Origin of the sequence: Pseudomonas sp. GD03862, from assembly GCF_029840855.1 — a bacterium.
Classification (GTDB): domain Bacteria; phylum Pseudomonadota; class Gammaproteobacteria; order Pseudomonadales; family Pseudomonadaceae; genus Aquipseudomonas; species Aquipseudomonas alloputida.
This window is the reverse complement of the sequence record NZ_JAOCDI010000034.1, coordinates 38,504-63,623: the sequence shown is the minus strand read 5'-3', so window position 1 is coordinate 63,623 and position 25,120 is coordinate 38,504. Positions and strand designations below refer to the sequence as shown.

Below are 25,120 nucleotides of genomic sequence, written 5' to 3'. Positions count from 1 at the left end.
AGGTATGTCGCAACCGCCGTTGACCGAACAGATCCAGGCGCTCGAACAGTCGCTACGCGTTCAACTTTTTACCCGTTCTCGCCGCGGAGCACAGCTGACTGCCGCCGGCGCCGCGATTCTTCCCGCGGTCCGGAAATTCGCTGATCAACTGGAGCGACTCGAGTTGGCAGTTCACGAAGCCGTCGCCGGCCATGCCGGCGTGGTGACCATCGGGGCCATTACATCGGCGATGATCGATGTGCTACCCCCGTTGATCGAGCGCTTCAAACAGAACCATCCGTTGATTACGGTATCGGTTCGGGAGATAGATAGCGCGGAAGCCATACCCGCACTGGAGGCGGGTGATATCGACATTGCATTCGCACGCCTGGAAGGGAATCTCGGTCGACATATTCAATCCTTGCCGTTGTCCGAGGATAGGCTGGCTGTGGCACTACCCAAAGACCATCCCTTGGCCGCCAGGGAGTCAATCTCTCTACAAGCCCTCGCGGATGAAACCCTGGTCATGGCTTCACGGGATGTGAGTCCTGTGTACTTCGACTACCTGGTTGGGCAGTGTAAAGCCAGCGGCTTCGCACCGCGCATCGTCCACCAGGTGCGGTCCGTATCGTCACAAGTCGCCTTTGTCAGTTGCGGACAGGGCATCGCATTGGTACCGACGTCTATGGGTAAACTCGCGCCGGAGAACGTCCTTATCCGCCCCCTGCATCCCGAAGTGAAAGTGGTGATCACGGCCATGGCCTGGCATAGCGAGCACAAAAACCCATTGGTGGAGGCAATGATCGACCATGCAAGACAGGATTTGCAGTCATAGGCCGGGCGTATGACAGGGTTCGTGGCTTCGTATTTTACAAATCATTTGGCGCGTTCAACATTGGGGGCTCTGTTATAGGAGTTCGTATCCGTGTCCCATGCAGCTCGCTTCACGTACGAGAAAGTCCCACTGAACATCGATGGCGTACAGCTCGATCTGGCGGTGATACACCGCACCGGGCTAAAAACGCCCATCCTGTTCCTCCACGGTTTCGGTTCCACCAAAGAAGACTACGCCGATATCACGCTGCAAGCGTCTTTCGATGGACACCCCTTCATTGCCTATGATGCGCCAGGTTGCGGTGAAACCGAGTGTACCGACCTCTCGCGCATCAACGTCCCATTCCTCGTGAAAACCGCGCAGGCCGTGCTCAGGCATTTCGGAATCGACAAGTTTCACCTGGTAGGCCATTCCATGGGGGGGCTGACCGGCTTAGTATTGGCTCACGAAGAGCCTGATCGCATTCAAAGCTTCGTAGATATCGAAGGCAATATCGCACCTGAGGATTGCTTCCTGAGTCGGCAGATTCATGATTATGATCGTGAGGACGACGCGGGCTTCTTCCGTGATTTTATCAATCGCACCCGGTTGGCTTCTGATCCTGCAAGTGCACTCTATGCCGCCAGCCTGGCGCACAAAGTACGGACCGGCGCAGTGCGTGGTATTTTCGAATCGATGGTGGACTTGTCCGACAATGTTCAGTTGATGGACAAGTTTCTCGCATTACCCTTCCCGCGCCAATACATGTATGGGATAACCAACTCACACCTCTCCTACCTCGACCATATCGCTGCACAAGGCGTGGAACTGGCGTGCATCCCTGATTGCGGTCACTTCCCGATGTATTCGAATCCCGCCCTAATGTGGAAGCACATCAAGGCTTTGCAAGACCGCGCCTAAGCGGATCATATCTTTACCACGTGACTGAGTCGGTCGCGTGAAGCTTGCACTACCCCCAGTAAAAATAACAATGAGGTTGCGCCATGCTCGAAGCCATCAATGGTTTTCTTTCGGGAAAGCTGCTCATCGTCCTGGTCGTCGGATTAGGTACTTATTTCACCATCAAGACACGCTTTGTGCAGCTTCGCTATTTTCTGCACATGTTTAAAGTTTTCAAAGACAGTCTCACCAGCAGTTCAGGGCAAATTAGCTCGTTTCAAGCGCTCATGTTAAGCCTCGCGGGCCGGGTAGGTGCAGGCAATATTGCCGGCGTTGGGGTTGCTGTAACAATGGGTGGTCCGGGTGCTGTCTTCTGGATGTGGGTCACAGCTCTGGTTGGAATGGCGACCACGCTTATGGAATGTAGCTTGGCCCAGTTGTACAAGCGTAAAGATGCCAGCGGCCAATTTTATGGCGGACCGTCGTTCTACATTGAATACGGGCTGAACAAGCGATGGCTCGGCGTACTGATGGCAATTTTGCTCATCGTCACCTTTGGCTTTTCATTCAACGGTCTGCAATCTCATGCCGTAACCCACTCCCTGCAAAATGCCTTCGGCATCGATCCTACTCATTCGGGCATCGTCCTAGCCGTCGTGTTGGGGCTGGTGTTTGTAGGCGGCATTAAGCGTATCGCGAAGGTGGCAGACCTGTTGGTACCGGTGAAGACGCTGGCCTACGTGGCGGTAACACTCTACGTGATTGTTTTGCAGTTCGATCACGTGCCAATGATGCTGCTGACCATCATCAAAAGCGCCTTCGGCCTGGACCAGGCTTTTGGCGGCCTCATTGGCAGCGCCATCGTGATGGGAGTCAAACGCGGCGTATTCGCCAATGAAGCCGGCCTGGGCAGTGCTCCAAACGTGGCGGCAGTGGCAGAGGTCAGACACCCAATTTCTCAAGGTGTGGTACAGGCGTTTAGCGTATTCTTCGACACGTTCGTCATTTGTACCTGCACTGCTCTGCTGATCCTGCTGTCCGGCTTCTACACCGCCGGCTTTGCCGGTGACGGTCTGGTTCTGACCCAAAACTCACTAGCTGCGGTTGTGGGCGACTGGGGGCGCATTTTCATTAGCGCTGCACTGGCATTGTTCGTGTTTACCTCGATCCTCTACAACTACTACCTCGGCGAGAACAACCTGAAGTTTATCCTTGGTGAAAGCCGTAAGGTTCTTCTGGGCTACCGCACAGTCGTGCTAGCACTCATCCTCTGGGGCTCCATGGAAGACCTATCAACAGTGTTCGCGTTTGCCGACATCACCATGACCCTTTCCGCCTTGGTAAACCTGATCGCCCTGACGCTACTGTGCAAGGTTGGCCTCCGGCTGCTCGCAGACTACGACAAGCAACGTAAAGCGGGTGTTACGGAACCCGTCCTGACAGCTAGTGATTTTCAGGATACGAATATCGACCAGGGTATCTGGGCTCAACACCCCCCAACCCCCGTAGATAACCCAGCAGTTGTGGTTAGCCACCGCTAAATCCGGCTGTGGCGATGGGGCCCATTACGTGGCCCCATTGCTTATGTAACCTTGGATGTTCAACATTAAGCAAGCCCGTTACCTACTCAGCAAATCTACTTTCTCGGAGAAAACTATCTACACTTCGACGTAACCACCAAAAAATTTAACTTGTTGACTCAGGATCGAATAACGCGGATCAAAATAAAGATCCTGAAAGAAATTAAGCATATTGAGGGCATCAACCTCTACCTGAACCACACAACGATCCTTTACAAACCTCATATAGTTCATCCGATCAGCCCGACTAGCTATCCGCAAAAACACTTACTTACTACTTGACCATCAAAGACAATCGACTGACACCATTCTTAATGGCACATAAGAAGTTATCCGAACACTATCGCCAGCTAGAGCGCACTCGAATTGATCGGGACAAATCTGAGCATTGCTTAATATCAAAAAATGTAAAACCCTATTATCCTGGGCCCAAAAACTAAGCCTGAAAAGAAAATTGAACGTCGAGAGCCTAGTCTTAATTATGGGATTTCTGATCTGATACAGACAGCGCCTGCCCCTAATTATAGTAGACCTGATAAGTTATCAGGTTATTAGAGCCTATGTTCGAATTGCATAAAGCGCAACTGACACATGAAGTCGCCGCAAATTTTCAAACCCCAAAGCTTAGCTTGAACAACACCCTGCGCCCACATAATTATTACGAAATGTTATTAGTCATGACACTTTTGTCAAAACCTGTCGCGTTTACACCTGTGGTACTGAACATAACCAGCCATTACGGGTCTTCAACATTGGATCCTAATGGCGATCCAATGAATTCAAGCTCGCTCGACAAGGGACGCAACTAACAGCCCTCGCCAGCGATTCTAGGATGAACGCAGCAGGAGGCTGTCCCATGGTCGCGTATAGAAATTCCTATCATCCAATCGATGCGGCGATCCTTTGGTGTGATCTCGCCGACCACGAAAGCGAAATTTTGCAAATAGAGCTGTCACATCCGGGCGGCTTACTCAAGCATTTTCCCCAATGGCCCACGCTCCACCTCTACGCTGAGCGCATTTGCGACGCCATCGTTAACGGAGAGTTGCCCGCAACCTACCTAGGGGGGCCTATTGGGTTGAGCGTCCCAGAGCAGCGTGCCTATTGGTCCATTCGCCATCCGGATCTGTACAGTTGGTTTGCTCGCACCTATCCGCATGAAAAACCTGCTTTTTTATTTCCCCGAAAGAGTGATCATTCCCTTTGCGTAAGCCTGGGTGTGCATCTCGCACTTCAAGCGGATCGAGATGTTCTGCTGCGAGAGCTCGAACGCCTGCGTCTAACGTATGCGGCGCTCTGCAACCGTGATTCACCCGAGTTCGACGATCCAACCAAAACCCCAACACCCAAGTCAAAATCCGGGGTTCTATCTGAAAATGCCGCACTTTTGCTTTACGTGATCGTGGGTGCTCTGCTCACTCTCATATTGGGCAAGTCGGAGAAGGGTCTACCTCGATCCATCTTCGAGGATCAGGCAGCGATCGTAGACGCCATGACAACGCTTTTCTCGGGTGTCCGGGGATTGAAGAAACGTACCCTTGATCGGAAATTTGCGGAAGCTCGACGCCGTTTCGCCCAAGCCGGGCGGGAATGAGCCGCAATTGCCAGGCAATCCGAGCGATTGCCTGGCAATGACTTTCAGCGATTCCAGTTGTTGACTGAATGTCACATCCCACCACGCGCCATTCGGTGCTAAGGAGTGACATGATGCAACCGACAGCTCCTACGAACCCTTCCGCCGACCGCCACATCATGCGGCGAGATGAGGTTGAACAGAAAACCGGCTTCAAACGCTCGCACATCTACAACCTGATGAAATCCGGTCAGTTTCCCCAGTGCCGGCGAATCGGCACACGCGCTGTCGGCTGGGATTCGCTCGAGATCGAGCAGTGGGTACAAGACCGTCTCTCCACCGGGGAGTGAGATCATGAAAGTCTTCTCGTTGATCTCGACCAAAGGTGGGGCTGGCAAGACCACGGTCGCCGCCAATCTCAGCGGCCTGCTCGCCGACGCCGGCCTCCGAGTGTTGATGTTGGACTTGGACAGTCAGCCGACGCTGTCGAGCTACTACGCCTTGCGTGCGCCGTGTGAGGTCGGGTGCTACGAGCTGATTACCGAAGGGCTTACCGATGCAGAGCAGATCATCACGGCCACGGTCATTCCGCGCCTGTCGCTGATCGTTTCCAACGACCGAGCGGGCCACTTGAGCACCCTGTTGCTGCATGCCGCCGATGGCCGGCTGCGCCTGCGCAATCTGCTGCCAGCGTTCGCCGATCAATTCGATGTGATGATCGTGGATACCCAAGGGGCGCGCAGCGTGGTGGTGGAGATGGCCGTGCTTGCTTCCGATTGCGCCTTGTGTCCTCTCCCCCCGGAGATGCTTGCCGCGCGCGAACTCCGGCGTGGCACGCTAGGACTGTTTGAAGAGCTGGAGCCCTACCGGTATTTGGGTGTGGCACTACCGTCGGTGAAGCTGCTGCTCAATCAGGTCAATGCCAACCGCCGCGACACTCGCTTGATCATGCAGAGCCTGCAGACCACCTTTGAAGGCGATTCTCACGTCAGCGTCTGCGACACGGTCATCCCGGACCGCGTCGCGTACCTCAACGCAGCGTCGCTGGGGCTGCCGGTGCACCGTGTCGAAGCCACGCCTCCACTCGGTAGCCGAAGCCGCTGCGCAGCGGCCATCATGACCAGTTTGGCGATCGAGCTGTTTCCCGATTGGGCGGACAAGCTCTGCCTGGCGACCGTGAACGGCCGCCGGCAAGCGCATGTCAACCGCAGTCAACTGGCTGGGAATAGTTGATCGGAGGATGCGATATGAAACCGCCAAACTCCGAAGACGTCACCCGACAACTGCAGCAGGCGCACTTCCCGCAGAAGAGCCGAGAACAGCCGGCCAACCCGGTCGGTGAAACGGCAATGGTCGTTACGCTGGAGCAATTGCGCCCTTACGAACTGAATCCTCGCGTGGTGCGCAACCCGCTGTACGACGAAATCAAAGCCTCCATACGTGAACGGGGTCTGGACCATCCGCCATCCATTACACGCCGGCCCAGCGAGCAGCACTTCATCATCCGCAACGGCGGCAACACCCGCCTGAGCATCCTTGGCGAATTGTGGCAGGAGACCCGTGAGGAGCGTTTCTTTCGTCTCAACTGCCTGTTCCGCCCCTGGCAATCAGAATCGCATGCCTTGCTCGGGCATTTAGCCGAAAGCGATCTGCACGGGCAACTGACATTCATCGAGCGGGCGCTGGCGGTCGCGAAACTGTTGGGCATGCTCCAAGAGTCAGACGAGTCCCTCAGCCAACGTGAGCTCGCCACCCGCTTGAGCAAGGGTGGCTACCCCATTTCTCAGTCGCATATCAGCCGCATGTTCGATGCGCTCGAGTTTCTCCTACCCTCCATTCCCCAGGTCCTTTATGCAGGCCTCGGTAAACCCAACATTGAACGCGTGTTAACCCTGCGACGCCGAGCCGAGTCGACCTGGAATCAGTATCTAGGTGAGCCCCAGCAGTTCGCGCTGCTCTGGATGGAGGTGCTGTCCGACTTCGATGACGAGAAACCCGAGCTGGATACCAGCGAGCTACAGGATGAGCTCATCGCCAAGATGGCGGTGTACCTGAATCAATCGCCACGAGTGCTGACGCTGGACATCCACCAGGATAGCCGCGCGATGTTGAACCCGGCACCGCCAACGCCCAGCCTATCCCAACAAAACGCAAACCCCAGACCGGCACCATCAGCGACTCAGGTTATCGAGAAAGAGCAAGTTTCTGAGTCGCTGAAGGATGAACCAGCCGTGGCCAGTGTTCAAAATGCTCCCAATTCGGAACCTCGACTGCCGCACATCCTGCAAGCGCTGGGAAGCGAATCGTCCGGGACCGCGCCATCTGAGGTCGATGAGTCAGACCGAAGGACCAGGGGACCGGCGTACTCCGGACTTGGAGCTACCGATGACATCGACGGCCTGCGGGAACGCTGTGCCCAGCTGGCGCAGTACCTGGCGGTTTACGCCGATGCCAACGACCTGGTGCTTCGGCAAGCAGAGGGCCTCGGTTTCATCCTCGCTCTGGACCAGGACGCCCAGCTCACCCCTCGACGCACGGGCGTCCAACTGCTGCTCTCGGCGCTGTTGCGCCTGCAGGATGACGTGGCCTGGGCGCAACGCCAGCAGTTGCCAGCCGCCCTGTTTGGGCAATTGCTGATCGGCGCTTACGACCTGCCGTTTGCCGAACGCCCGGCTCTGACCATTGGCCTCGAGCGCTTGCCAGACCAACAGCTTGAGCAGCTATTTGCCCTGATCCGCCATGCTCGGCAGCTGATCGATACCACGCTGTCGACCCTTCGTTAACGTGAGGAGCCACCTCATGACCACGACTTTCAACCTGCTAAACCACGCCATGTTGAACCAGGTGCTGCATGAGCTGCGCCACGGGCGTTTGCAACGCTGCAAAGCACTCGGCCTGGCGGATGAGGACATTGAGGTGCTGCAGTCGCTACCGCCGACAACGCTGTCCCAACTGGCCCATTCGACGATCAGTTGGGTCGAAATCAAGGTCGACACTACCGTGTTGCGACGGCTCATCGCCCAGGCCGAACGGGACGAACTGAACGAGCGGTTGATCAACCGGGCACTGAAGCTCGGCGCCAGCTCCAGCATCATGTACCGCTGCTTCGGCCTGGACCATTCGGAAACCGCCCTGCGCCGCCGGGTACTGAAGATCGAAACCCACCGCGGTCGACCGGTACAACTCACCGAGGCGCAGGAGCATGCGGTGTGGAACCGCTGGAGCCAGTTGCGTGAGGAAGACCCGGACAATGATCCCCTCGACGCGATGATGATGCTCGCTGAAGAGCAGCACATCAGCCTGACGCTGATCTGGCAACAGATCGAGCTGTACGGAGGCGCCCCATGCTGAGCTTCTACGAGGTCGATTGGCAGGACGTCGTGCGCCAGTGCTACGACGCACTCCGTCGGCGCTTGGAATGGCAGGCCGAGCAGGCAGAACTGGCAGAGGTCGCTGCTGCCGAGGCACCGATCCGCACGATCTACTATGGCGACAACGATCCATTGCCGATGAAGCTGTTGCTCGACCGCCGCCTCACGCCGCTGGAGCGCAACACCTGGCAGGTCCTGCGCTGGCTGATTACCGAGCGGAAGGTGCAGACACCCCGCTATCAAGACCTTCAGCCCTACCTGGCCACCAGCCCCTGCGGTACCCAGGCCTCCCGTGAAACGGTCGCCCGGGCGCTCAATGTCCTGCGCAGCACCCGCTGGCTCAGCCTGGTCGAGCGCTCGCGGGATGCCCAGGGCTGTCTGCGTGGCTGCGTCTATGTGCTGCACGGAGATCCGTTGACGGCGGCCGAGCAGCTTGAGCTCGACAGCGGCTACCGGTCACTGCTGCTGCAGAACCTCACCCATGCCACCAAGGGTGTCAGGGATGTCGCCGAGCATGTGATCGCAGATATCCAGTCTGATCCCAAGGTCGCCGCTGCTGACAAGGCCATGCTTGCGACGACCCCGCCCGTGGCGCAGCAGCACTCGCTGCCGCTGATAGAGGAACAGACGGCGGATTCCGAACGCGGTGAATGCCACCCGGTTCGGAATTTTAGGGCCCCGGCAAGGAATTCCGAATCCTGCGGCAAGTCCACAGTTTCCGCTGCCGTTCGGAATGCCGACGACGGCCGTACAGTACAGAAAGACAAAAACAAAAAAAGTACAGTACTGGCGCACGTGGAGTTCGGACGAGCGCGCTGGCCAGAGGATCTCAAACTGAGCCCTGCCGAGCGGCGCATGGCCTCCCAGGCGATGCGCCCGCTCGAGCCAGAACAGCAACAAGCGGTAATCAACGAAGCGGCGGTGCGCTGCGCCCGTGGCGAGATCCGAAAACCAGTCGCCTATCTGATGGGGTTGATCAAGCGGGCGTGCCGAGGCGAATTCAACCTGTGGGCCGCACGCACCGACACGACTACCCCTGAGCACACACCTCGGCGCCCGCCGACTGCAGTGCCGGAACCTGAACCATCTCGCGAGCGTCGGCAGCCCGGCGAGCAGCGCACCGCCTCACCACTTGCCCTCGCCTGCCTGGAAGAACTCAAATTGCGTTGCCGCGTCCCCGCTGCATCGACCTAGCGTCGGAACACAGTGGATTTGATGCCTAGTGTGATCAAATCCACGGACGTCCACTGTTTGAAAATGCGAGCCCAGCACCTTCGCGTTGATCCACGCCGAGGGCGATGACACAGCTCATCGTCTGCCTCAGTTCAACGGCGAGGATCCGGCGATGGTCGATCACTACCAGCTCAACCTGGGCTCATTGCGCAGCAGCATCACGCTCACCCTGCACACCCACCATGCCGCGCGACTGTGGCAGGGACGTGCCGCCCGCGAGGGCGTGCATGGCATCCTCGGCATGGCCGGCTACATCAGCGTGACCAACCTGCTCAAGCAGGCCAGCAGCCAGGACGATCCCTTTGCCGACTGGTTCATGCTGCAACTCGAAGACAAGCTGCTGCAGGCAAAGGCCGATCTGCAGACGTTGACCGAGCAGGTCAGCCTGGTGGAGCGCGGTCTCCCCACGCAGGTCGATGTCGGCGACAACCTCAATATCCATCCAGTGACCCTGCCGCTGTTCATCGGCAGCCAGTTGGGCTTTCTCGCCGTCTACCTGCTGACCGACTACGACACGTTGGTGCGGCGGGTGCTGCTGGCGCACCACACCGCGCTGATTGGCCGGGGCGACATGGAGATCTGGATCGACCGCGGCGCGCACTTGCTGCGCAGCGTGTTCGGCCTGGCCCAGCGCTACCGCCTGGCCGGCGTCAGCCGCGACGACGTGGCGGCCAACAACGCCCGCGCGCGGGAGGCCGTGGACAAGTTCGGCTTACCCCCGCAGGACGTCCTGGAGGGCACGCGCCGCTCCCGCTTTGCTCCGCCCATTCTGCGGCAAGCGATGGACTCTAACCTGGCCACACCGCCGTCTGAGATTGCCGATGAGCCCCTGATCCCGCCGCCCGCGTCGGAAGGCGGTGACGCATGACCCTCGCCGAGGCCATCGCACGGCGCTTTTCAACGGATGCTTATCGTCAGCTTGAACAGGGTGCCTCCCTAAAAGGTCTTTTAAAGCCTTTTAAGGGTAAGGGGGAGCTGCAGCAGTTCGCCGAATCGATCCTGCGCCTACGTACCCAGGTCGCCGGGCTGATGGCGGGCATGCTGGCCATCGTGGCGCAGCCGCCCTTCTCACTGCTGGACCTGCGGTTGGTGGTGCAGCACAGCGCAGCCGGCACGGACTTTCTACGCTGGCGCAGCCGTGACTTCAGCCGCATGGGCGCCGAGGTGTGGAAGCAGGCGATGGAGCAGCCGCACCTGGCACCTGCCGTGCGCGAGGCGCTGCACCAACTGGAGGTCAACCGCGTGGTGCTGAACCTGCAAATGAGCAGCCTGCACTCACTGCACCGCCAGGCCTCGGCTTCCGCCAATCAGTTACTCGACGCCGAGGTCGCATTCGGCAGTTCCGTTTCCCCCCACCCGGAGTCAGTCCCATGAGCACGTTATTTGTTGGCGAAGGCAACATCGGCAGCGTCCCTGAGTTTCAGGAATTCAACACCAACCCCGAAGAGCCGCGTCGCCTGCTGCGGCTCAATGTGTATTTCGACAACCCGGTACCGCGTGACGGCAACTACGAGGACCGCGGCGGCTACTGGGCGCCGGTCGAACTGTGGCACCGTGATGCCGCGCATTGGAGCACCCTGTTCCAAAAGGGCATGCGCATCCTGGTCGAGGGCCGTACGGTCAAAGAAGAGTGGGAGGACAGCGAGGACAACGCGCGGGTGACGTTCAAGGTCGAGGCCCGGCGCATTGGCATCCTGCCCCACCGTCTGGCGTCGGTGACCATGCGCGAGAAGAACCAGGACGGCGGCAAAGGCGACGGCGCCAGCACTCGTCGCAAACCCGCGAGCAAGAAGAGCCCGCGCAAGTAGGGTGATGTTGTGGTACTCGGTGGACTGGCCGAGCCAGCGTGCAGCTGGTTCAGCACGGCCACCCACCGAGCGCGGTACATGCCGCAGGGCTTGCTCAATGGCGCGATGATGACGCCAGTCGGCTATGGGCCAGCAGCAATGAGGCCTGCTCCAGGTGTTCATCCAAAGCGCGAAACGCGCGCCAGTGTTCGGGGCTTTCGCGCAGCCATTCCTCAAGCCGGGTGCGAGCGTCAGGGTTGTCCGGCTCCAGGTGCGTGGCCAGCAACAACTCGTACGCCTTCAACTGCAGAGCCTCGGCCCCACCGTCCTTGCTTTCGTTCATGTCCCTACCCTCCACGAGAGTTGGCAACTGCACTTTATTGGGGTGATACGCCTCAAAAGGTTGATAGTCAACCTTATGAGGCGTTCATATGCGCGGGTTGATGGTCAACCATATGGGTCGAATTGGAGAGCGCCCCATTGCCCGCGAAGAAGCCTAGCCTACGCCATCATATTGGCCGCCAATTGGCCAAGGTCCGCACTGCCTGCAATCTGACGCAGGAAGAAGTAGGCGTGCGGCTGCACGTAACCAGCGAGGCCATTTCTCGCATGGAGCGGGGCCAGGTCGACCTGTCAGTGAGCAAGCTGCTACGGTTGGCGGACATCTACAAATGCACGGCAGACGAACTGTTGCTGGCCGCGAGCAGCCGGCCTCTCGATCAAGGGCTGGTGATCGCTGAGCTGTTGCAAGACTTGAATGAAGACGATCGGCTGTATGCCGTGGAAAACTTGCGCCAACTGGCCACCCACCTCGCCCGGCGCTGATCCGCGCACTCCCCTCCTTTCCCCTCGGGCCAATCGTTGAAGTGACTGGCGCCCATTCGGCTTTCCGCTGGCCTCCCCTTCCCACCCCGGCACGCTGTGGTGAACCGACTGGGAGTGCCTGCTCATGCGTCTGTTCATCTGTGAAAAACCTTCGCAAGCGCGCGATATCGCTCGCGTGCTCCAAGCCACGCGGCGCGGCGACGGCTGCCTGGCGGGGTCGGGCGTGACGGTGACCTGGTGCGTGGGCCATTTGCTGGAGACCGCGCCACCGGAAAGCTATGGCGAGCGCTACAAGCGCTGGACCCTGGAGGATCTGCCCATCATCCCCGAGCGGTGGCAGGTCGTTGTAAAGCCGAAGGTGGCCAAGCAGCTGAAGGTGATCCAAGGTCTGCTGCAGTCATGCGCCGAGGTGGTAGTCGCCACCGACGCCGATCGCGAGGGCGAGATGATTGCTCGCGAAATCATTGAGCGTTGCCAGTACCGCGGTCCGATCCAGCGTCTGTGGTTGTCTGCCTTGGACGAAGCCTCGATCCGCCGGGCCTTGGCCGCCCTGCGCCCGGGTGAGCAAACCCTGCCGCTGTATCACTGCGCGCTGGCGCGATCGCGCGCCGACTGGCTGATCGGTATCAACCTCAGCCGTCTGTTTACCTTGCTCGGCCGGCGTGCCGGTTTTGACGGGATACTGCCGGTGGGTCGGGTACAGACGCCGACGTTGCGCTTGGTGGTCGAGCGCGATCGCGCCATCGCCAGCTTTGTCGCCAAACCGTTCTGGACCGTTGAAGCCACGCTGGAGGCCGACGGCACGCGCTTTCGCGCACGCTGGCAGCCCCCGGCGAACGCGTGTGATGACAGCGGTCATTGCCTCACTGAGACCGTAGCGCAGGAAGCCGCCGCACGACTGGAGCATCGAGCCTCGGCACAGGTCCGCAGCGTCGACATCGAGGCTGTCCGCGAAGGTCCACCCCTGCCCTTTGACTTGGGCACCCTGCAGGAAGTCTGTTCCGCCAAGCTGGGCCTGGGCGTTCAAGAAACGCTGGCAGCAGCGCAGGCGTTGTACGAGAACCATAAGGCCACGACCTACCCACGGACCGACTGCGGCTTCCTGCCCGAGAGCATGCTGGATGACGTGCCCAAGTTACTGCGAGCCCTCGCCGCCGCATCGCCGGCCTTAGCGCAGTGGTTGAAATCGGCTGACCCAGCGCGACGGTCGCGCGCCTGGAACACGCCCAAAATCACCGCCCACCACGGCATCATACCCACCGCAGTGGTCATCGACCTGACGCAGTTGTCCGAGCAGGAGCGGGCCGTGTATTCGCTGATCCGCGCCCGCTACCTGGCCCAATTCCTCCCTGATCATGAATACCTGAAGAGCCAGGTGCTGCTGCAGGCGGGTCAGGACCGCCTGCTCGCCCGCGGCAAGCAGATCCAGGTACGCGGCTGGAAAGCCGTGATCGACGAGCTCGGTGACAGCGATCGGCCAGAACCCAACCAACCGCTGCCCACGTTGAGCGAAGGCGCTCAAATCACGCTGCTGGAGACTGCGGTCGCGGCCCAGCGGACCCAGCCCCCGAAAGCCTTTACCGAAGGTACTCTGGTCAAAGCGATGAAGACCATTGCCAACCAGGTGGACGATCCGCGTCTCAAGCAGAAGCTCAAGGACAGTATCGGCATTGGTACCGAAGCCACCCGCGCGGCGATCATCCAAGGCTTGATTGATCACGGGTACTTGCAGAAAAAAAGGCGTAGCCTCGCGGCATCGGCCGCCGCGCACACGCTGATAGAGGCCGTACCCCGGGAGGTCGCCGACCCTGTGCTGACCGCACTCTGGGAGCAGGCGCTGGACCGTATCGAGTCAGGCCAGCTCAGCGTCGATACCTTCCTCGCCAAGCAGGCGGCATGGCTGACTCAGCTGGTGCACAACCACCGCTCGCTCACGCTGCCACTGCCCGTCCCGAAGGGCCCAAGCTGTCCGGTGTGCCGAAGTGCCATGCGCCAGCGCAAGGGCCGAACCGGAGACTTCTGGTCGTGCACGCGTTACCCAGACTGCAAGGGCACGAAGCCCGTGAAGACGAGCAAGCGCCCGGTCAGATCCAAGTAGCGGTGGCGCCAACGCTTGACGTCGACCGGCGGCGCTGCTGTAGTGGGACTGCCCATCGCCCCTGGCGATCCCAGACCGATTCGCTCCGGGCAGTTCGGTCAGACTCATTGAGTTCGGAGCCCTCTTCTCCAGCGCACCCTGCGCCCACTTTACGTAATCAGCGTCTGACTGAAGCGGATGACCCGCGCGGCTTGCTCCCAGGCCGCAGGGGTCATCCGCTTCGGCGGCCATGCTCAGCCCCGGTGCCCGCCGGCGAAAGACTGGGCACCTTTTGTGCGCGGATGCGTGCCAGTTGGTTCCGACCCAGGCCACGACAAGGGTCGGTTGATTGCGCGGAACGACAGCTTGAGGTTTGCGATGACTTGGCTGTCCGGATACGAGTCAAAGGTGGTCCCTCTCCTCCTAGCCTGATGACCGTCGGGCTATTTTTTCGCCGGTAACAATCCGCCGAGCGCCACCCACTGCCGGGCTTCCGCAGCGCCATGCATCACCTGTTGACGACACGTTTGACCCGTCCTATAGATGGGTTGCGTACCGCTGTCGTTGACAGCACCCAGGTAGCCAGGACCTTCAAGGCTACGCCCGCTTCGGGTGGTTCTCCCTAAGTGCGACTCGCGCTCGGCAGCTCGCACGGTCATCGCCCCATAGATGATGAGCGCCCTCCACACCGATCACGTTTTTGCACCTCTCCCTTGCGGAACTCACCAGCCGCCAGGGCCGGTGGATGTCCGCGTTTCTGCTGAACAGGAGCTCCACCATGACTACTGCAAGCAATAACGCCCCCACCACCTACTTCAACCTGCACACCCAAGGCATCGGTTACCTGAACCGTGTTCGCGAAGTTCCGGTCCGCCGTGGACAAGCGTTCATGGCGTGTGACATCGCGGCCTTGCACGGTGCCTCGGACGACGTCGAGTACACCCGTTTCGATTGCAAGGTCGCCAGCGGCGAAGCCGATAGGCTGATCCGTGAGCACCTGGAAGACGTCCGCGCGGAACGCAAGGTACTCATCTCGTTTCGCATCGGCGATCTTTGGGTCGATCCGTTCCTGTACGAGAAAGGCGAACGCAAGGGGCAACCCGGCGCCAGCCTCAAAGGTCGTCTGATCTTCATCGAGTGGATCAAGGTCGATGGCCAGTTCAGCTACCGTGCGCCCGCCCGCACCGGCGCTGCCGCCGCTGCTGAGGGTGCTGAGCACGCGGAGGCGGATGGAGCCAAGGCAGACGCTGACGGTGACTCCGATCAAGGTCAGCCAATTCCAACCGCCACACGCAAACCCACCGCAGCCCATCAGTCTGCCTAAGGCAGTTTGACTCCCCCTTGCAGGCGCTCTCGCGAGCGCCTGCAACTCACCTATGTCGGAGGTCACCATGGAGAGCTTCTGGCTCTGTGAGGTCTGCCTGCAGGCCGTTGCCTACGACGACTTCAGCGCGCTGTCGCTGTACTACAGCGAGGCTGAAGTCGAACAGCGCATTACCCATATGCGCGCACAACTGCAGGCACTGCTGCCCCTGAGCGCCGATTTCGATCCGCACACTGGCGCAGGCATTCAGGCCTTTTCCACCCACCCGTGCGAGGTCTGCCAAAGCCCACTGCACGGTGAGCGTCATCGTTTTACAAGGCTGTAACTCACCTCTCTCATCTGCCTGGGGCACTCCTCCAGGAGGCGCTCCCGTCTCCCACGAGGAATTGCCCATGAACACTGCCCAAAACCGGGTCGAGCATCTCGACCCTGCACTGGCCCAGCGTGCACGCGAGGATGCGCTGCTGAGCGAAGCGCTTGAACTGCTGGATCAACGTTACTTTCAGCGCGGCGAACAACTGATCACGCCGTGCGATGCAGCGTCCTACCTCAAATTGCAGCTCGCCCCCTATCACCATGAGGTGTTTGCCCTGCTCTGCCTGGACTCCCGGCACCGCGTGCTGAGCTTCGACATCCTCTTTACCGGCAGCATCGATGGAGCTTCCGTGTATCCGCGTCAGGTCGTCGTCAAGGCTCTCGAGCACAACGCCGCTGCGGTCATTTTCAGCCACAACCACCCCTCCGGCTGTTCGCAACCGAGCGGCGCCGATCGGGTGCTCACTACCCGCCTGATCGAAGCCTTGGCCCTGGTTGAGGTGCGTGTGCTGGACCACATTATCGTGGGCGAAGGAACGCCGCTGTCGTTGGCCGACTACGGCTGGATCTGACCACACCCACCACGTGGAGGGTCACCGCCTGTACGGGGTGCCCTTCGCCTTCTTGGAGCGCCCCCATGTCCACTTCCCTTAGCAATCCCTTCCTCCGCGGCTTTCAGGATCTGAGCTATGAACGCGTGGTGCAGATCAGCTACGCCGACGATTGCCCACCCTGCTACCGATCCCTTCACCCTGCGCTGCATGACCTGCCGGATGACAGCATCAATTTCCAGCCGTGCCTGTTCGATGATGACTTCGCAGTGATCACCGACGGCGAGAGCATGCCTGAGTTCGTTCGCATGGTGTGTCCTGGCGACGGTACCGTCAGCCAGGTGCTGTATCAGGTCACAGGCCTGCATCATGGCAAGCGGCAACACGTCAGCGACCTCCCCAGCGAGGAAGCTGCACAGCACTTGATCGAGCAGCTGTCCTTTGCCACCGGACACTACAGCCGCAGTTGGGAGATCAGCAGTGCGCACCTGCCTGCAGAAGAGTTCGAGTACCTGCAAGTGTGCGCCTGGTGTCGTTCACCGTCGGGCTTCTTCGAATGCTTCGAGCTGAGCAGCAACAACGCGGTAGGCTGCAAGCTGTATTCGACGCCCTGGCTCAGACAAATTGCCGCGGGCGGCAGCTACTGCTGCATTGAGGAAGTGACTGCACGTCTGCGCACAGATCATATGCCACCGGTGCTGCTGCGCCTGCTGTTGATGGCCGGTGAAGCAGACACCCGTTTGCTCATCTTCGACCCTGATGCGCGGCCGCTGCCTGAACTGCCTTTGTTCACCGAAGATTGACCTCAAGGCGCCCTCCGGGCGCCTTTTTCATGGTTGCACCAGCATAATCAGGCCGGCGAACTTCGATTTTTCGATAGGGGCGCGCTCTGGCTTTTCGACAAGGTGTCGGCATCTTTTGTCGAGACCTGGTCATGCATATCCTCACGTTCTTCACGCTCGGACTGATGCTCACGCTGCTGGGCTGCAGCACGCCGCCACCGGCGCCCACCCCTGCGCCACCTGCACCGGCCCCGACCGCAGTGGCCAAGCCAAAATCCCCGGTACCCGCCTGGGTCCGACAGGACCGCTACACCTTGGCCAGCACCCGGCCAACGCTGGAGCAGCGCCAACCGCTGTATCAACTGATCAATGTCCAGATCGCCCCCGGGCTGCACGCGACGGTCGGTGAAGCACTGCGCCACGTGCTGCAGCACTCGGGCTACTCCCTCTGTCCCGACAGCCCTGCCGTGGCGCGGTTGTTCGGCCGCCCCTTACCCGCCGTCCATCACGACCTCGGACCGGTCTCGCTGCTGGATGCCTTGACCATAATTGGCGGCCCCGCCTGGCGGCTGGACATTGACCCGGTCGAGCGGAGCGTGTGCTACGTCCTGCCTCTGCCCACGCCCGAACCCCCCTTCTCGACCCTGGAGACCGCACCATGAAGGTTCACCATTTTCAGGCCCTGGTGATCGGCGCCCTGTGCCTAGGTGCTGCCGTTCTCGCGGCCGAAACCTACAACCAGCACCAGCAACTGGCTGAACTGCAGACCGCCGCACGCAATGCGCCGGCGGACCCTGGCCCGTCACTGCGTCGCGATATCGGGGAATTGCGCACCACCCTCGCCACGCTGTTGCCACAAATCGCGGCGCTGAAAGACGCCCAGCACCAGCACACCAGTGCACAGGCAACCCTCGGCCAGCAACTCGACGAGTTGGCGGCGTCCGTCAGGATCCTGCAAGCGGTACCGCCAGGACCGAGCAGCGCCGATCTGACCACCCTGGCGCAACGCATGAGTGCGGCAGAAGCGGCACTCGAGAAGCTGTCGACCGCTCACAAGGTGCCGGCCGCCTCTGCATCCCCAACGTCCCCCGTCAGCGATCAATCAAAAGCCAAAGCGCCGCAGCCGCCCTTCACCCTGCAGGGTATCGAGACACGCGGCACCATCAGGTTCGTGACCGCGTTGCCTGCCGGCACCCATGCACTGTCCACCGTGCACCTGCTCCAGCCCGGTGACAGCTTGAACGGCTGGCAACTGCTGGCGATTCGCGAGGGCCAGGCCGTGTTCCACGTCCCGGGCCATGGCGATCGCACCCTGCCCATCCCGTGAGGAGGTGAACGTGCATAGGTTTTCCGCTGTTGCGCTCATCCTGTTGCCAGCTTATGTGTTCGCCGATCAGGGCTTGAGCGTCCCCAAGCATGTCGACGCTCAGGTGAAGCTTAGCGAGCAGTCGCCACTATCACGGCAGGCATCTGCAGCAGACCAGGCCAAGGCGTGGGGCCTGACAGATGACGAATGGGCTACGTTTGAGCGCCTGCAGACCGGCCCTCGCCATTACTGGTCGCCACGGCTTGACCCGCTCACCACACTAGGTGTCGAGGCCGACTCGGATCAGGAGCGGCAGCGCTATGCCGAGCTGCAGGTCCGCCTGGAAGCCAGGCGTGCCGAGCGCGAACTGGCTTACCAGAAAGCCTACACCGCAGCCTGGGCGCGGCTATTCCCGGGTCTGCAGCCCGTGCAGGGGATGAGCGACGATGCCGGCCCCTCAAGCAGCAGCCGCACGGCGATGTTCGTGGAAGATCACTGTGCCGCCTGTGGGAGCAGCCTCCAGCAATGGCTACAGGCCGGTGCGCGGCTGGATGTGTACCTGGTCGGCAGCCAAGGCAACGATGCGCGCCTGCGCCAGTGGGCCAAGGCCGCAGGCATCACCGCCGCCCAGGTCTCCGGCGGACAGATCACCTTGAACCATGACCGCGGCCGCTGGTTTGCCCTGGGTACCAGCCGGCCCCTGCCAGCCCGCTATCAGCAGGTGGACGGAAAATGGCAGCGCATCGACTGATTCTCGCCCTGGCGATGGTCGGGGCGGGCAGCGTTCATGCAGGCACACTTCCGCCGCCGGCCTATCAGTTGGCGGCCGCGCGTGCCGGTATCCCCGCCTCGGTGCTGTTCGCCATCGCCCTGCAGGAAAGTGGTACACCGCTGCGCGGACAGCTTATGCCCTGGCCGTGGACCCTGAATGTGGCGGGTTCCCCACTGCGGTTTGCCCGACGCGACCAGGCCTGTGCCGCACTGGGGGAAGCGCTTAGCCTCCACGACCCTAAGCGCATTGATGTAGGGCTGGGACAGACCAACCTGGGATATCACCCCGACCGCTACCCGAGCGCCTGCGATGCCCTCGATCCCCGCGCCAACCTCGCGGTCACCGCCGAGCTGTTGCGCGCGCACTATGCCGACACCGGCAACTGGGTTGTCGCCGCCGGCCGCTATCACCGGCCTGCCGGTGGTCCGCCTGCGGCGCGCTATCGCCATCAATTCAGCCGTCACTGGCAGCGCGTCCAGCCCGTCGCGACGGCACCCGGACGAACACAGCCATGAGCTGCTTGCGCTGGGTAGCCCTGGCCCTCTGCCCTTGGCTGTCGTTTGCCGCGAACGCTGAGTCCAGCAGTCTGCCCGCTCCCACCACGCTGAACTGGGTGCTGCCAGTGCACAGCGCTCGCCTCTCGCCCGGAATCGTGCCGCCCAGGGCATTGAGCCTTCCCAGCATGACGCCGCTATTTCTGGTTGGGCAGGACGCCGCCTCCCTGGAGTGGCTGTCACGGCACGCCCAGGCGTTGCAAGACTTGGGCGCCAACGGGTTGGCGGTCAAGGTCGACGATGTGCAGGCGCTGCGTCGCATCCAGACGGCAGCGCCTGGGCTGAACATCTGGCCAGTGAGTGGTGACGACATCGCCGAACGGTTGGAGCTGGAGCACTACCCGGTGCTGATCACGCCCACCGGCCTGGAACAGTGAGGGCACCTCATGGGCGAGCATGCGATGGAATCCCTGCTGCGCCCGGCGGTGGAACTGTACACCGTGGGCATCTGCGCCGGTGCCGGTGCGCTGTGCCTGCACTCGCCCTGGGCCGTGGCCCTGTCGCCTGAGGTAGGGGCTGGCATGGCCCTGGCCTACACTGCGTTCGGCCTGAAGCGACTCAACGAGGCGCGGATCGTCCTGCGCTACCGGCGCAATATCCGCCGCCTGCCACGCTATTCGCTGACCAGCCGGCAGATTCCGGTGAGCGGCAAGCGCCTGTTCATGGGCCGCGGCTTCCGCTGGACGCGCCTGCACACGCAGCGCCTGCTCGAAGCTCAGGCCCCGGCGCTGGCCCACTATGTCAACCAGTCGGCTGCCCACCAGTGGGCGCGGCGGATGGAACAGCTGCTGGAGAACGCCCCTCCGGGGCTGTCGCTGCTCCCTCGCCTGACGGCCTGGGACAGCCCATTCAACCCGGTGCGTCCGTTACCGCCGGTGGGTGGCTCGCCATTGCTGCACGGCGTCGAACCGAAGGAACAGGAAGCCAGCCTGCCACTCGGCGAACGGGTCGGCCATACCCTGGTGCTGGGCACCACACGGGTGGGCAAGACGCGTCTGGCCGAGGTGTACATCACCCAGGACATCCATCGACCGAGCCGGGAAGTGGTCATCGTCTTCGACCCCAAGGGCGATGCCGACCTGCTCAAGCGTATGTACGTCGAGGCCCGTCGCGCCGGCCGTGAGCACGAGTTCTATGTGTTCCACCTGGGCTGGCCGGAAATCTCCGCGCGCTACAACGCCATTGGCCGCTTCGGCCGCATTTCGGAGGTGGCCACGCGGATCGCCGGCCAGTTGAGTGGCGAGGGTAACTCGGCAGCATTCCGCGAGTTCGCCTGGCGTTTCGTCAACATCATCGCCCGCGCACTGATCGAACTCGGTCGGCGTCCGGACTACCTCCAGATCCAGCGCCATGTGGTGAACATCGATGCGCTGTTTATCGAGTATGCCCAGCACTTCTTCGCCAGGCATGATCCACAGGCCTGGGAAGCGATCGTGCAGATCGAAGGACGCCTGAACGAGAAGAACATCCCGCGGCACATGGTTGGCCGGGAGAAGCGCGTCGTTGCCATTGAGCAGTACCTGACCGCCAAGCGCATCTTCGACCCCGTCATGGACGGCCTGCGCTCAGCCGTGCGCTACGACCGCACCTACTTCGACAAGATCGTGGCATCGCTGCTTCCACTGCTGGAAAAGCTCACCAGCGGCAAGACCGCGCAACTGCTCGCCCCAAACTATTCCGACCTGGATGACCCGCGGCCGATTTTCGACTGGCTGCAGGTCATCCGCAAACGCGGCATCGTCTACGTTGGCCTGGATGCGTTGTCGGATGCCGAAGTGGCCGCCGCCGTCGGCAACTCGATGTTCGCCGACCTGGTCTCTGTCGCTGGCCACATCTACAAGCATGGCATCGACCACGGTCTGCCAGGCTCTTCCAGCGCGGCAGACAAAGTGCCAATCAACCTGCACGCCGACGAGTTCAACGAACTGATGGGTGATGAGTTCATTCCGCTGATCAACAAGGGCGGCGGTGCCGGTATTCAGGTTACCGCCTACACCCAGACCTTGAGCGACATCGAGGCACGTATCGGCAACCGGGCCAAGGCCGGCCAGGTCATCGGCAACTTCAACACCCTGCAGATGCTGCGCGTACGGGAAACCGCCACCGCTGAACTGCTGACCAACCAGTTGCCCAAGGTCAACGTGCAGACACGCACCCTGGTCTCCGGCGCAACAGACACCGCCGATCCTGATGCCCATACCGACTTCACCTCGTCCTCGCAGGATCGCGTCACCACCACTGCAGTACCGCTGATCGAACCGGCGCACATCATCGCCTTGCCCAAGGGGCAGATGTTCTCGTTCCAGGAAGGCGGCCAGCTGTGGAAGGTGCGCATGCCACTACCGAAGCCAGCCAGCGACGATACGATGCCTGCGGATCTGCAGACCCTGGCTGCGCGCATGCGCGAATCGTACAACGCCAATGCGGGGAGTTGGTGGAGTAGCGCGGGAGGCGCACCCACGGCCGATTTCGATCCCGAGATGCTTCCACCAGGGCGCAGGCACGCGCCGTAAGCGACCGAGTTGTGCGGAGCCCCCCTATGCCGACCACTCCAACCAGCCCGCCTCCTGCGCAAAGACGTCCGGGGCTTATCTTCGGCACGCTTGAGCTTTGCCTGCGGCTACTCGGTTTGCTGTTCGCTTCACTGATCCTCTCCATCGTCCTGGAGTTCGTGGGCATGCTGTGGTTCTGGCCCGACCAGGGCTGGCATCACAGCCATGCCATGTGGCTCAGTGAGCTTGGATGGCTCAGCGATCACTTCAAGAACTCGCTGCTCGTGGTAGAACCCGCGCAAGCCACCGCCAAAGTCCTTGAGCACCTGAGCGATTGGGTCGTGGTCCGCTCTGGCTGGGCGCAATCAGATACTCAGCTGAAGCTCCTGAGTCACGAAATGTCAGTACAAGGCCAGTTTGCTCAAGCCTATGTCTTGTTGCAGGACTACCTATTGGCCGCCTTATTCACCGTTTTCACCTTCGTCGTGCGCCTGGCCGTCCTCACCCTGGCCATGCCCCTATTCCTGCTCGCCGTGATTACCGGCGCGGTCGATGGCTTGATGCGCCGCGATCTTCGCAAATTCAGCGCCGACCGCGAGAGCAGCTTCGTCTACCACCGAGCGAAGCGGACATTGTTGCCGTTGATGATAAGCCCTTGGGTGATCTACCTCTCCCTTCCCACCTCAGTGAATCCCATTTGGGTGCTAGTGCCATGCGCTGCATTACTTGGGTGGATGGTGGCAATAACGGCTACAACCTTCAAAAAATACCTTTAACTATCCGCTATCGCCCCATAGCTGCTCTTCGCGGGGCAGCTAGGTACCTACACATGGCCACGAAAATACTTTACGCTATGTAAAATTCCGCGTGAGTGAGAAACATGGACGATCGATTAACTCAGAGCATCTATCACCTTGCTTTCTCTCGGCCCAAAGACGGTCATCCAGAGATTGCCTATGCCAACGCGGAAAAGGCTGGAGACCGATTGAGATCGGAGATACTAAACCTCATTAATGAAGAGCATGATTTTAAGGAGTTGATGGCTGGATACCAAGTCGTAGGTGCCTCAAGAAATCTTGTAAGCTCTGAAATTATCGCTGCCTGGATGTCGTCCTGCGTTCAGAAAAACTACGGCCGAGATTTTGCGGCCGACCTTTTAAATTACTTACAAAATGAGTCATTCCAAGCCTTTGGAATCGTTCTGCTTGCCGGCATTGAAGTCGAGGAAACTATCAATCTCGGAAAATTTGGATCATTGACGAGCATTTACCAACTGCCCAACAAAGCCCTTCAGCTCTCACTCAGTGAATCATTAGATGAAAACGCATTGACGCCTCAATATTCAGCCGCTCTAGTTGTACCATTTAAACATCCTTTGCTTATAGGGCAAGCTAGGCTTGGCGAGCAGCCTAAAGTCGCTAGCGACCTGCTCCAGATTTTAGAGGATGTAGTACACTGCCTAGCGTTGTGCAGCGAGGGATCAATTGCCGTGCAAAGAATTGCCACTGCCATCGTAGCGGCCGATGAGGTTCCCTGCTTTGGACCGGCAGTATGGGAGTATCATTCGTTTCACGTTGTATCTGAACTGTCGATTCTCTCCGAAGAAGATGTAAAAAACGCTGTTGCTTTACTGACTAATCTCTACCATCTGGATGAGCGACAGAAAAACCAGATTAGGCTTCCACTCGGTAAGCTCCACGACTTTTATAGTTGCAATAACATTTCTGAGGCAGCAGTATTACTACGCACCACGTTAGAGTCGCTATTTCTTGACAATGACAGCGGAGAGCTTTCACACAGGCTATCCATCAGGGCTGCTTTATTATCAGGGGGAGGAATTGAGGAAAGACTAGCAACATATCGCATAATTAAGAAGGCTTACGAACATGGGTCTGCGGCTGTTCATCGAGGTAAAATCAGCAGTAAGAAACCCGACGAAGTGCGACTGGTTCTAGATGAAGCTGCCGCATTGGCAAAACATGCTATAAAAATGTATTTATCCAACCCATTTGATGATTGGCTAACTTTAGAGTTAGGAGGTTACTTCCCAAGCCGGCATTCACGGATAGAAGAAAACCGTTCTTGATCAGACCTAACTGATTACAATCACCCCAAAATCCAGTCAGTAGCCCTAAAAGCCGAGAGCAATCCACCATGCTACCAATAAAAAATCAGGAATTTATAAAAAATGAAATGAAAATTTTGCTAGAAAGCATTAACTCAAAACTCAGCGAGAATGTACTATCACCACATAGAAACCAGCTTGAATCTGCGATTTCTTTTTTTATAAATGCAATCCACAATCAAAATAAGTCAGGATATCTTTATAACGGAGACTCATTTCAGCCCAGCCCAGCTGAAGTAGAAATCAATAATTACAGCGCCGAATTATCTAAAGTCCTTTCGAACACTGACGCAGCGTCTACTCTTGATTCATTGAGACATGCATTTTCCTCATATGCCCGCAACGGTCTTCATGAATTGTTTACATGCCAAGAAAATGAGGGGTGGCATCCCCAAGTAATCCTTGATGAAGAACTAAGACCGAACGACATCAATATTTTACCAAACCTAATCACGCTATATAGGGGCACCGACATTACCGAGCACAACTCATCAAACTATGGGCAGTCATGGAGCACTAACAAAGAAATTGCCTATCTTTTTGCGTTTAAGCATTACCTGGGCCAACCTTGGTTTAACGCAAACCAAAGAGTAATCTTAAAAACTAATATCTCGAAAGAACATGCGTACTTTTCCAATCAGTCCGGCGAATTTGAGGTCGTTATTAACGCCAGAAAAATTTCACATGTCGAAATAGCCTAACCATCCATATCAATCGGGCCGTAGTGACACAGCCCGCTCTTAAAAGACTTTATCGCATG

General features: G+C 59.4%; 28 protein-coding genes. 27 read left to right on the top strand and 1 reads right to left on the bottom strand.

Annotation, left to right across the window (positions count from 1 at the left end; all coding sequences use genetic code 11):
- The 12 genes from N5D53_RS20380 to N5D53_RS20325 all read left to right on the top strand — a co-directional run.
- Positions 1-814, top strand: an 814-nt coding sequence (locus N5D53_RS20380; protein WP_279840701.1) for a LysR family transcriptional regulator, incomplete at its 5' end; no start/stop codon positions are given.
- Positions 815-904: 90 nt separating this feature from the next.
- Positions 905-1,714, top strand: a complete 810-nt coding sequence (locus N5D53_RS20375; protein WP_279840700.1) for an alpha/beta hydrolase — start codon at positions 905-907, stop codon at positions 1,712-1,714.
- Positions 1,715-1,797: 83 nt separating this feature from the next.
- Positions 1,798-3,234, top strand: a complete 1,437-nt coding sequence (locus N5D53_RS20370; protein ID WP_279840699.1) for an alanine/glycine:cation symporter family protein — start codon at positions 1,798-1,800, stop codon at positions 3,232-3,234.
- 895 nt (positions 3,235-4,129) lie between these two features.
- A complete protein-coding gene (locus N5D53_RS20365) occupies positions 4,130-4,867 on the top strand; it encodes a hypothetical protein (RefSeq protein WP_279840698.1) in 738 nt (245 codons plus the stop codon).
- 113 nt (positions 4,868-4,980) lie between these two features.
- Positions 4,981-5,196, top strand: a complete 216-nt coding sequence (locus N5D53_RS20360) for an AlpA family transcriptional regulator (protein ID WP_279840703.1) — start codon at positions 4,981-4,983, stop codon at positions 5,194-5,196.
- A gap of 4 nt (positions 5,197-5,200) precedes the next feature.
- Positions 5,201-6,079, top strand: a complete 879-nt coding sequence (locus tag N5D53_RS20355) for a ParA family protein (protein WP_279840697.1) — start codon at positions 5,201-5,203, stop codon at positions 6,077-6,079.
- A 14-nt stretch (positions 6,080-6,093) separates the two neighbouring features.
- A complete protein-coding gene (locus tag N5D53_RS20350; protein WP_279840696.1) occupies positions 6,094-7,629 on the top strand; it encodes a ParB family protein in 1,536 nt (511 codons plus the stop codon).
- A 16-nt stretch (positions 7,630-7,645) separates the two neighbouring features.
- On the top strand, positions 7,646-8,197 hold the full coding sequence (locus N5D53_RS20345; RefSeq protein ID WP_201173481.1) for a DUF2857 domain-containing protein: 552 nt from the start codon (positions 7,646-7,648) through the stop codon (positions 8,195-8,197).
- Positions 8,191-9,411, top strand: coding sequence for an STY4528 family pathogenicity island replication protein (locus tag N5D53_RS20340; protein ID WP_279840694.1), 1,221 nt, complete (start codon positions 8,191-8,193; stop codon positions 9,409-9,411). Before N5D53_RS20345 ends, N5D53_RS20340 begins: the two co-directional genes overlap by 7 nt.
- 151 nt (positions 9,412-9,562) lie before the next feature.
- Positions 9,563-10,318, top strand: a complete 756-nt coding sequence (locus N5D53_RS20335) for a PFL_4669 family integrating conjugative element protein (protein ID WP_279840693.1) — start codon at positions 9,563-9,565, stop codon at positions 10,316-10,318.
- Positions 10,315-10,824: a DUF3158 family protein gene (locus N5D53_RS20330; RefSeq protein ID WP_279840691.1), complete on the top strand. Its 510-nt coding sequence runs from the start codon at positions 10,315-10,317 to the stop codon at positions 10,822-10,824. Before N5D53_RS20335 ends, N5D53_RS20330 begins: the two co-directional genes overlap by 4 nt.
- Complete coding sequence (locus N5D53_RS20325; RefSeq protein ID WP_279840690.1) at positions 10,821-11,258, top strand: single-stranded DNA-binding protein; 438 nt, start codon at positions 10,821-10,823, stop codon at positions 11,256-11,258. The genes N5D53_RS20330 and N5D53_RS20325 overlap by 4 nt, the downstream gene beginning before the upstream one ends.
- Before the next feature lie 94 nt (positions 11,259-11,352).
- Here N5D53_RS20325 and N5D53_RS20320 read toward each other — a convergent pair whose 3' ends face one another.
- Complete coding sequence (locus tag N5D53_RS20320) at positions 11,353-11,580, bottom strand: hypothetical protein (protein WP_279840688.1); 228 nt, start codon at positions 11,578-11,580, stop codon at positions 11,353-11,355.
- 122 nt (positions 11,581-11,702) lie between these two features.
- On the opposite strand from N5D53_RS20320, the gene N5D53_RS20315 reads away from it, so the two are divergent.
- From N5D53_RS20315 to N5D53_RS20245, 15 genes are all read left to right on the top strand, one after another.
- On the top strand, positions 11,703-12,062 hold the full coding sequence (locus N5D53_RS20315; protein WP_347881668.1) for a helix-turn-helix transcriptional regulator: 360 nt from the start codon (positions 11,703-11,705) through the stop codon (positions 12,060-12,062).
- Between the two features lie 124 nt (positions 12,063-12,186).
- On the top strand, positions 12,187-14,160 hold the full coding sequence (locus N5D53_RS20310) for a DNA topoisomerase III (RefSeq protein WP_279840686.1): 1,974 nt from the start codon (positions 12,187-12,189) through the stop codon (positions 14,158-14,160).
- 757 nt (positions 14,161-14,917) lie between these two features.
- Positions 14,918-15,463, top strand: coding sequence for an STY4534 family ICE replication protein (locus N5D53_RS20305; RefSeq protein ID WP_279840685.1), 546 nt, complete (start codon positions 14,918-14,920; stop codon positions 15,461-15,463).
- Positions 15,464-15,530: 67 nt separating this feature from the next.
- Positions 15,531-15,788 carry a hypothetical protein gene (locus N5D53_RS20300; protein WP_279840684.1) on the top strand — a complete coding sequence of 86 codons (258 nt, stop codon included), beginning with the start codon at positions 15,531-15,533 and terminating at the stop codon, positions 15,786-15,788.
- Between the two features lie 67 nt (positions 15,789-15,855).
- Positions 15,856-16,350 carry a JAB domain-containing protein gene (locus N5D53_RS20295; protein ID WP_279840683.1) on the top strand — a complete coding sequence of 165 codons (495 nt, stop codon included), beginning with the start codon at positions 15,856-15,858 and terminating at the stop codon, positions 16,348-16,350.
- A gap of 65 nt (positions 16,351-16,415) precedes the next feature.
- A complete protein-coding gene (locus N5D53_RS20290) occupies positions 16,416-17,132 on the top strand; it encodes a hypothetical protein (protein WP_279840682.1) in 717 nt (238 codons plus the stop codon).
- Between the two features lie 131 nt (positions 17,133-17,263).
- Complete coding sequence (locus N5D53_RS20285) at positions 17,264-17,773, top strand: PilL N-terminal domain-containing protein (RefSeq protein WP_279840681.1); 510 nt, start codon at positions 17,264-17,266, stop codon at positions 17,771-17,773.
- A complete protein-coding gene (locus N5D53_RS20280) occupies positions 17,770-18,438 on the top strand; it encodes a hypothetical protein (RefSeq protein WP_279840680.1) in 669 nt (222 codons plus the stop codon). Before N5D53_RS20285 ends, N5D53_RS20280 begins: the two co-directional genes overlap by 4 nt.
- Positions 18,439-18,448: 10 nt before the next feature.
- Positions 18,449-19,168, top strand: a complete 720-nt coding sequence (locus N5D53_RS20275) for a TIGR03759 family integrating conjugative element protein (protein ID WP_279840679.1) — start codon at positions 18,449-18,451, stop codon at positions 19,166-19,168.
- The gene (locus N5D53_RS20270) at positions 19,150-19,704 is read left to right on the top strand and encodes a transglycosylase (protein ID WP_279840677.1); all 555 of its coding nucleotides are present in this window, start codon (positions 19,150-19,152) and stop codon (positions 19,702-19,704) included. Before N5D53_RS20275 ends, N5D53_RS20270 begins: the two co-directional genes overlap by 19 nt.
- Positions 19,701-20,120 (top strand): integrating conjugative element protein, encoded by a 420-nt coding sequence (locus tag N5D53_RS20265; RefSeq protein ID WP_279840676.1) that lies wholly within the window; start codon positions 19,701-19,703, stop codon positions 20,118-20,120. The genes N5D53_RS20270 and N5D53_RS20265 overlap by 4 nt, the downstream gene beginning before the upstream one ends.
- 9 nt (positions 20,121-20,129) lie before the next feature.
- On the top strand, positions 20,130-22,256 hold the full coding sequence (gene traD / locus N5D53_RS20260; protein ID WP_279840675.1) for a type IV conjugative transfer system coupling protein TraD: 2,127 nt from the start codon (positions 20,130-20,132) through the stop codon (positions 22,254-22,256).
- A 26-nt stretch (positions 22,257-22,282) separates the two neighbouring features.
- A complete protein-coding gene (locus N5D53_RS20255) occupies positions 22,283-23,011 on the top strand; it encodes a TIGR03747 family integrating conjugative element membrane protein (protein ID WP_279840674.1) in 729 nt (242 codons plus the stop codon).
- A 104-nt stretch (positions 23,012-23,115) separates the two neighbouring features.
- Positions 23,116-24,321 carry a HEPN domain-containing protein gene (locus tag N5D53_RS20250; RefSeq protein WP_279840673.1) on the top strand — a complete coding sequence of 402 codons (1,206 nt, stop codon included), beginning with the start codon at positions 23,116-23,118 and terminating at the stop codon, positions 24,319-24,321.
- Between the two features lie 68 nt (positions 24,322-24,389).
- Positions 24,390-25,061 (top strand): hypothetical protein, encoded by a 672-nt coding sequence (locus N5D53_RS20245; RefSeq protein ID WP_279840672.1) that lies wholly within the window; start codon positions 24,390-24,392, stop codon positions 25,059-25,061.
- The last annotated feature ends 59 nt before the right edge of the window (positions 25,062-25,120 follow it).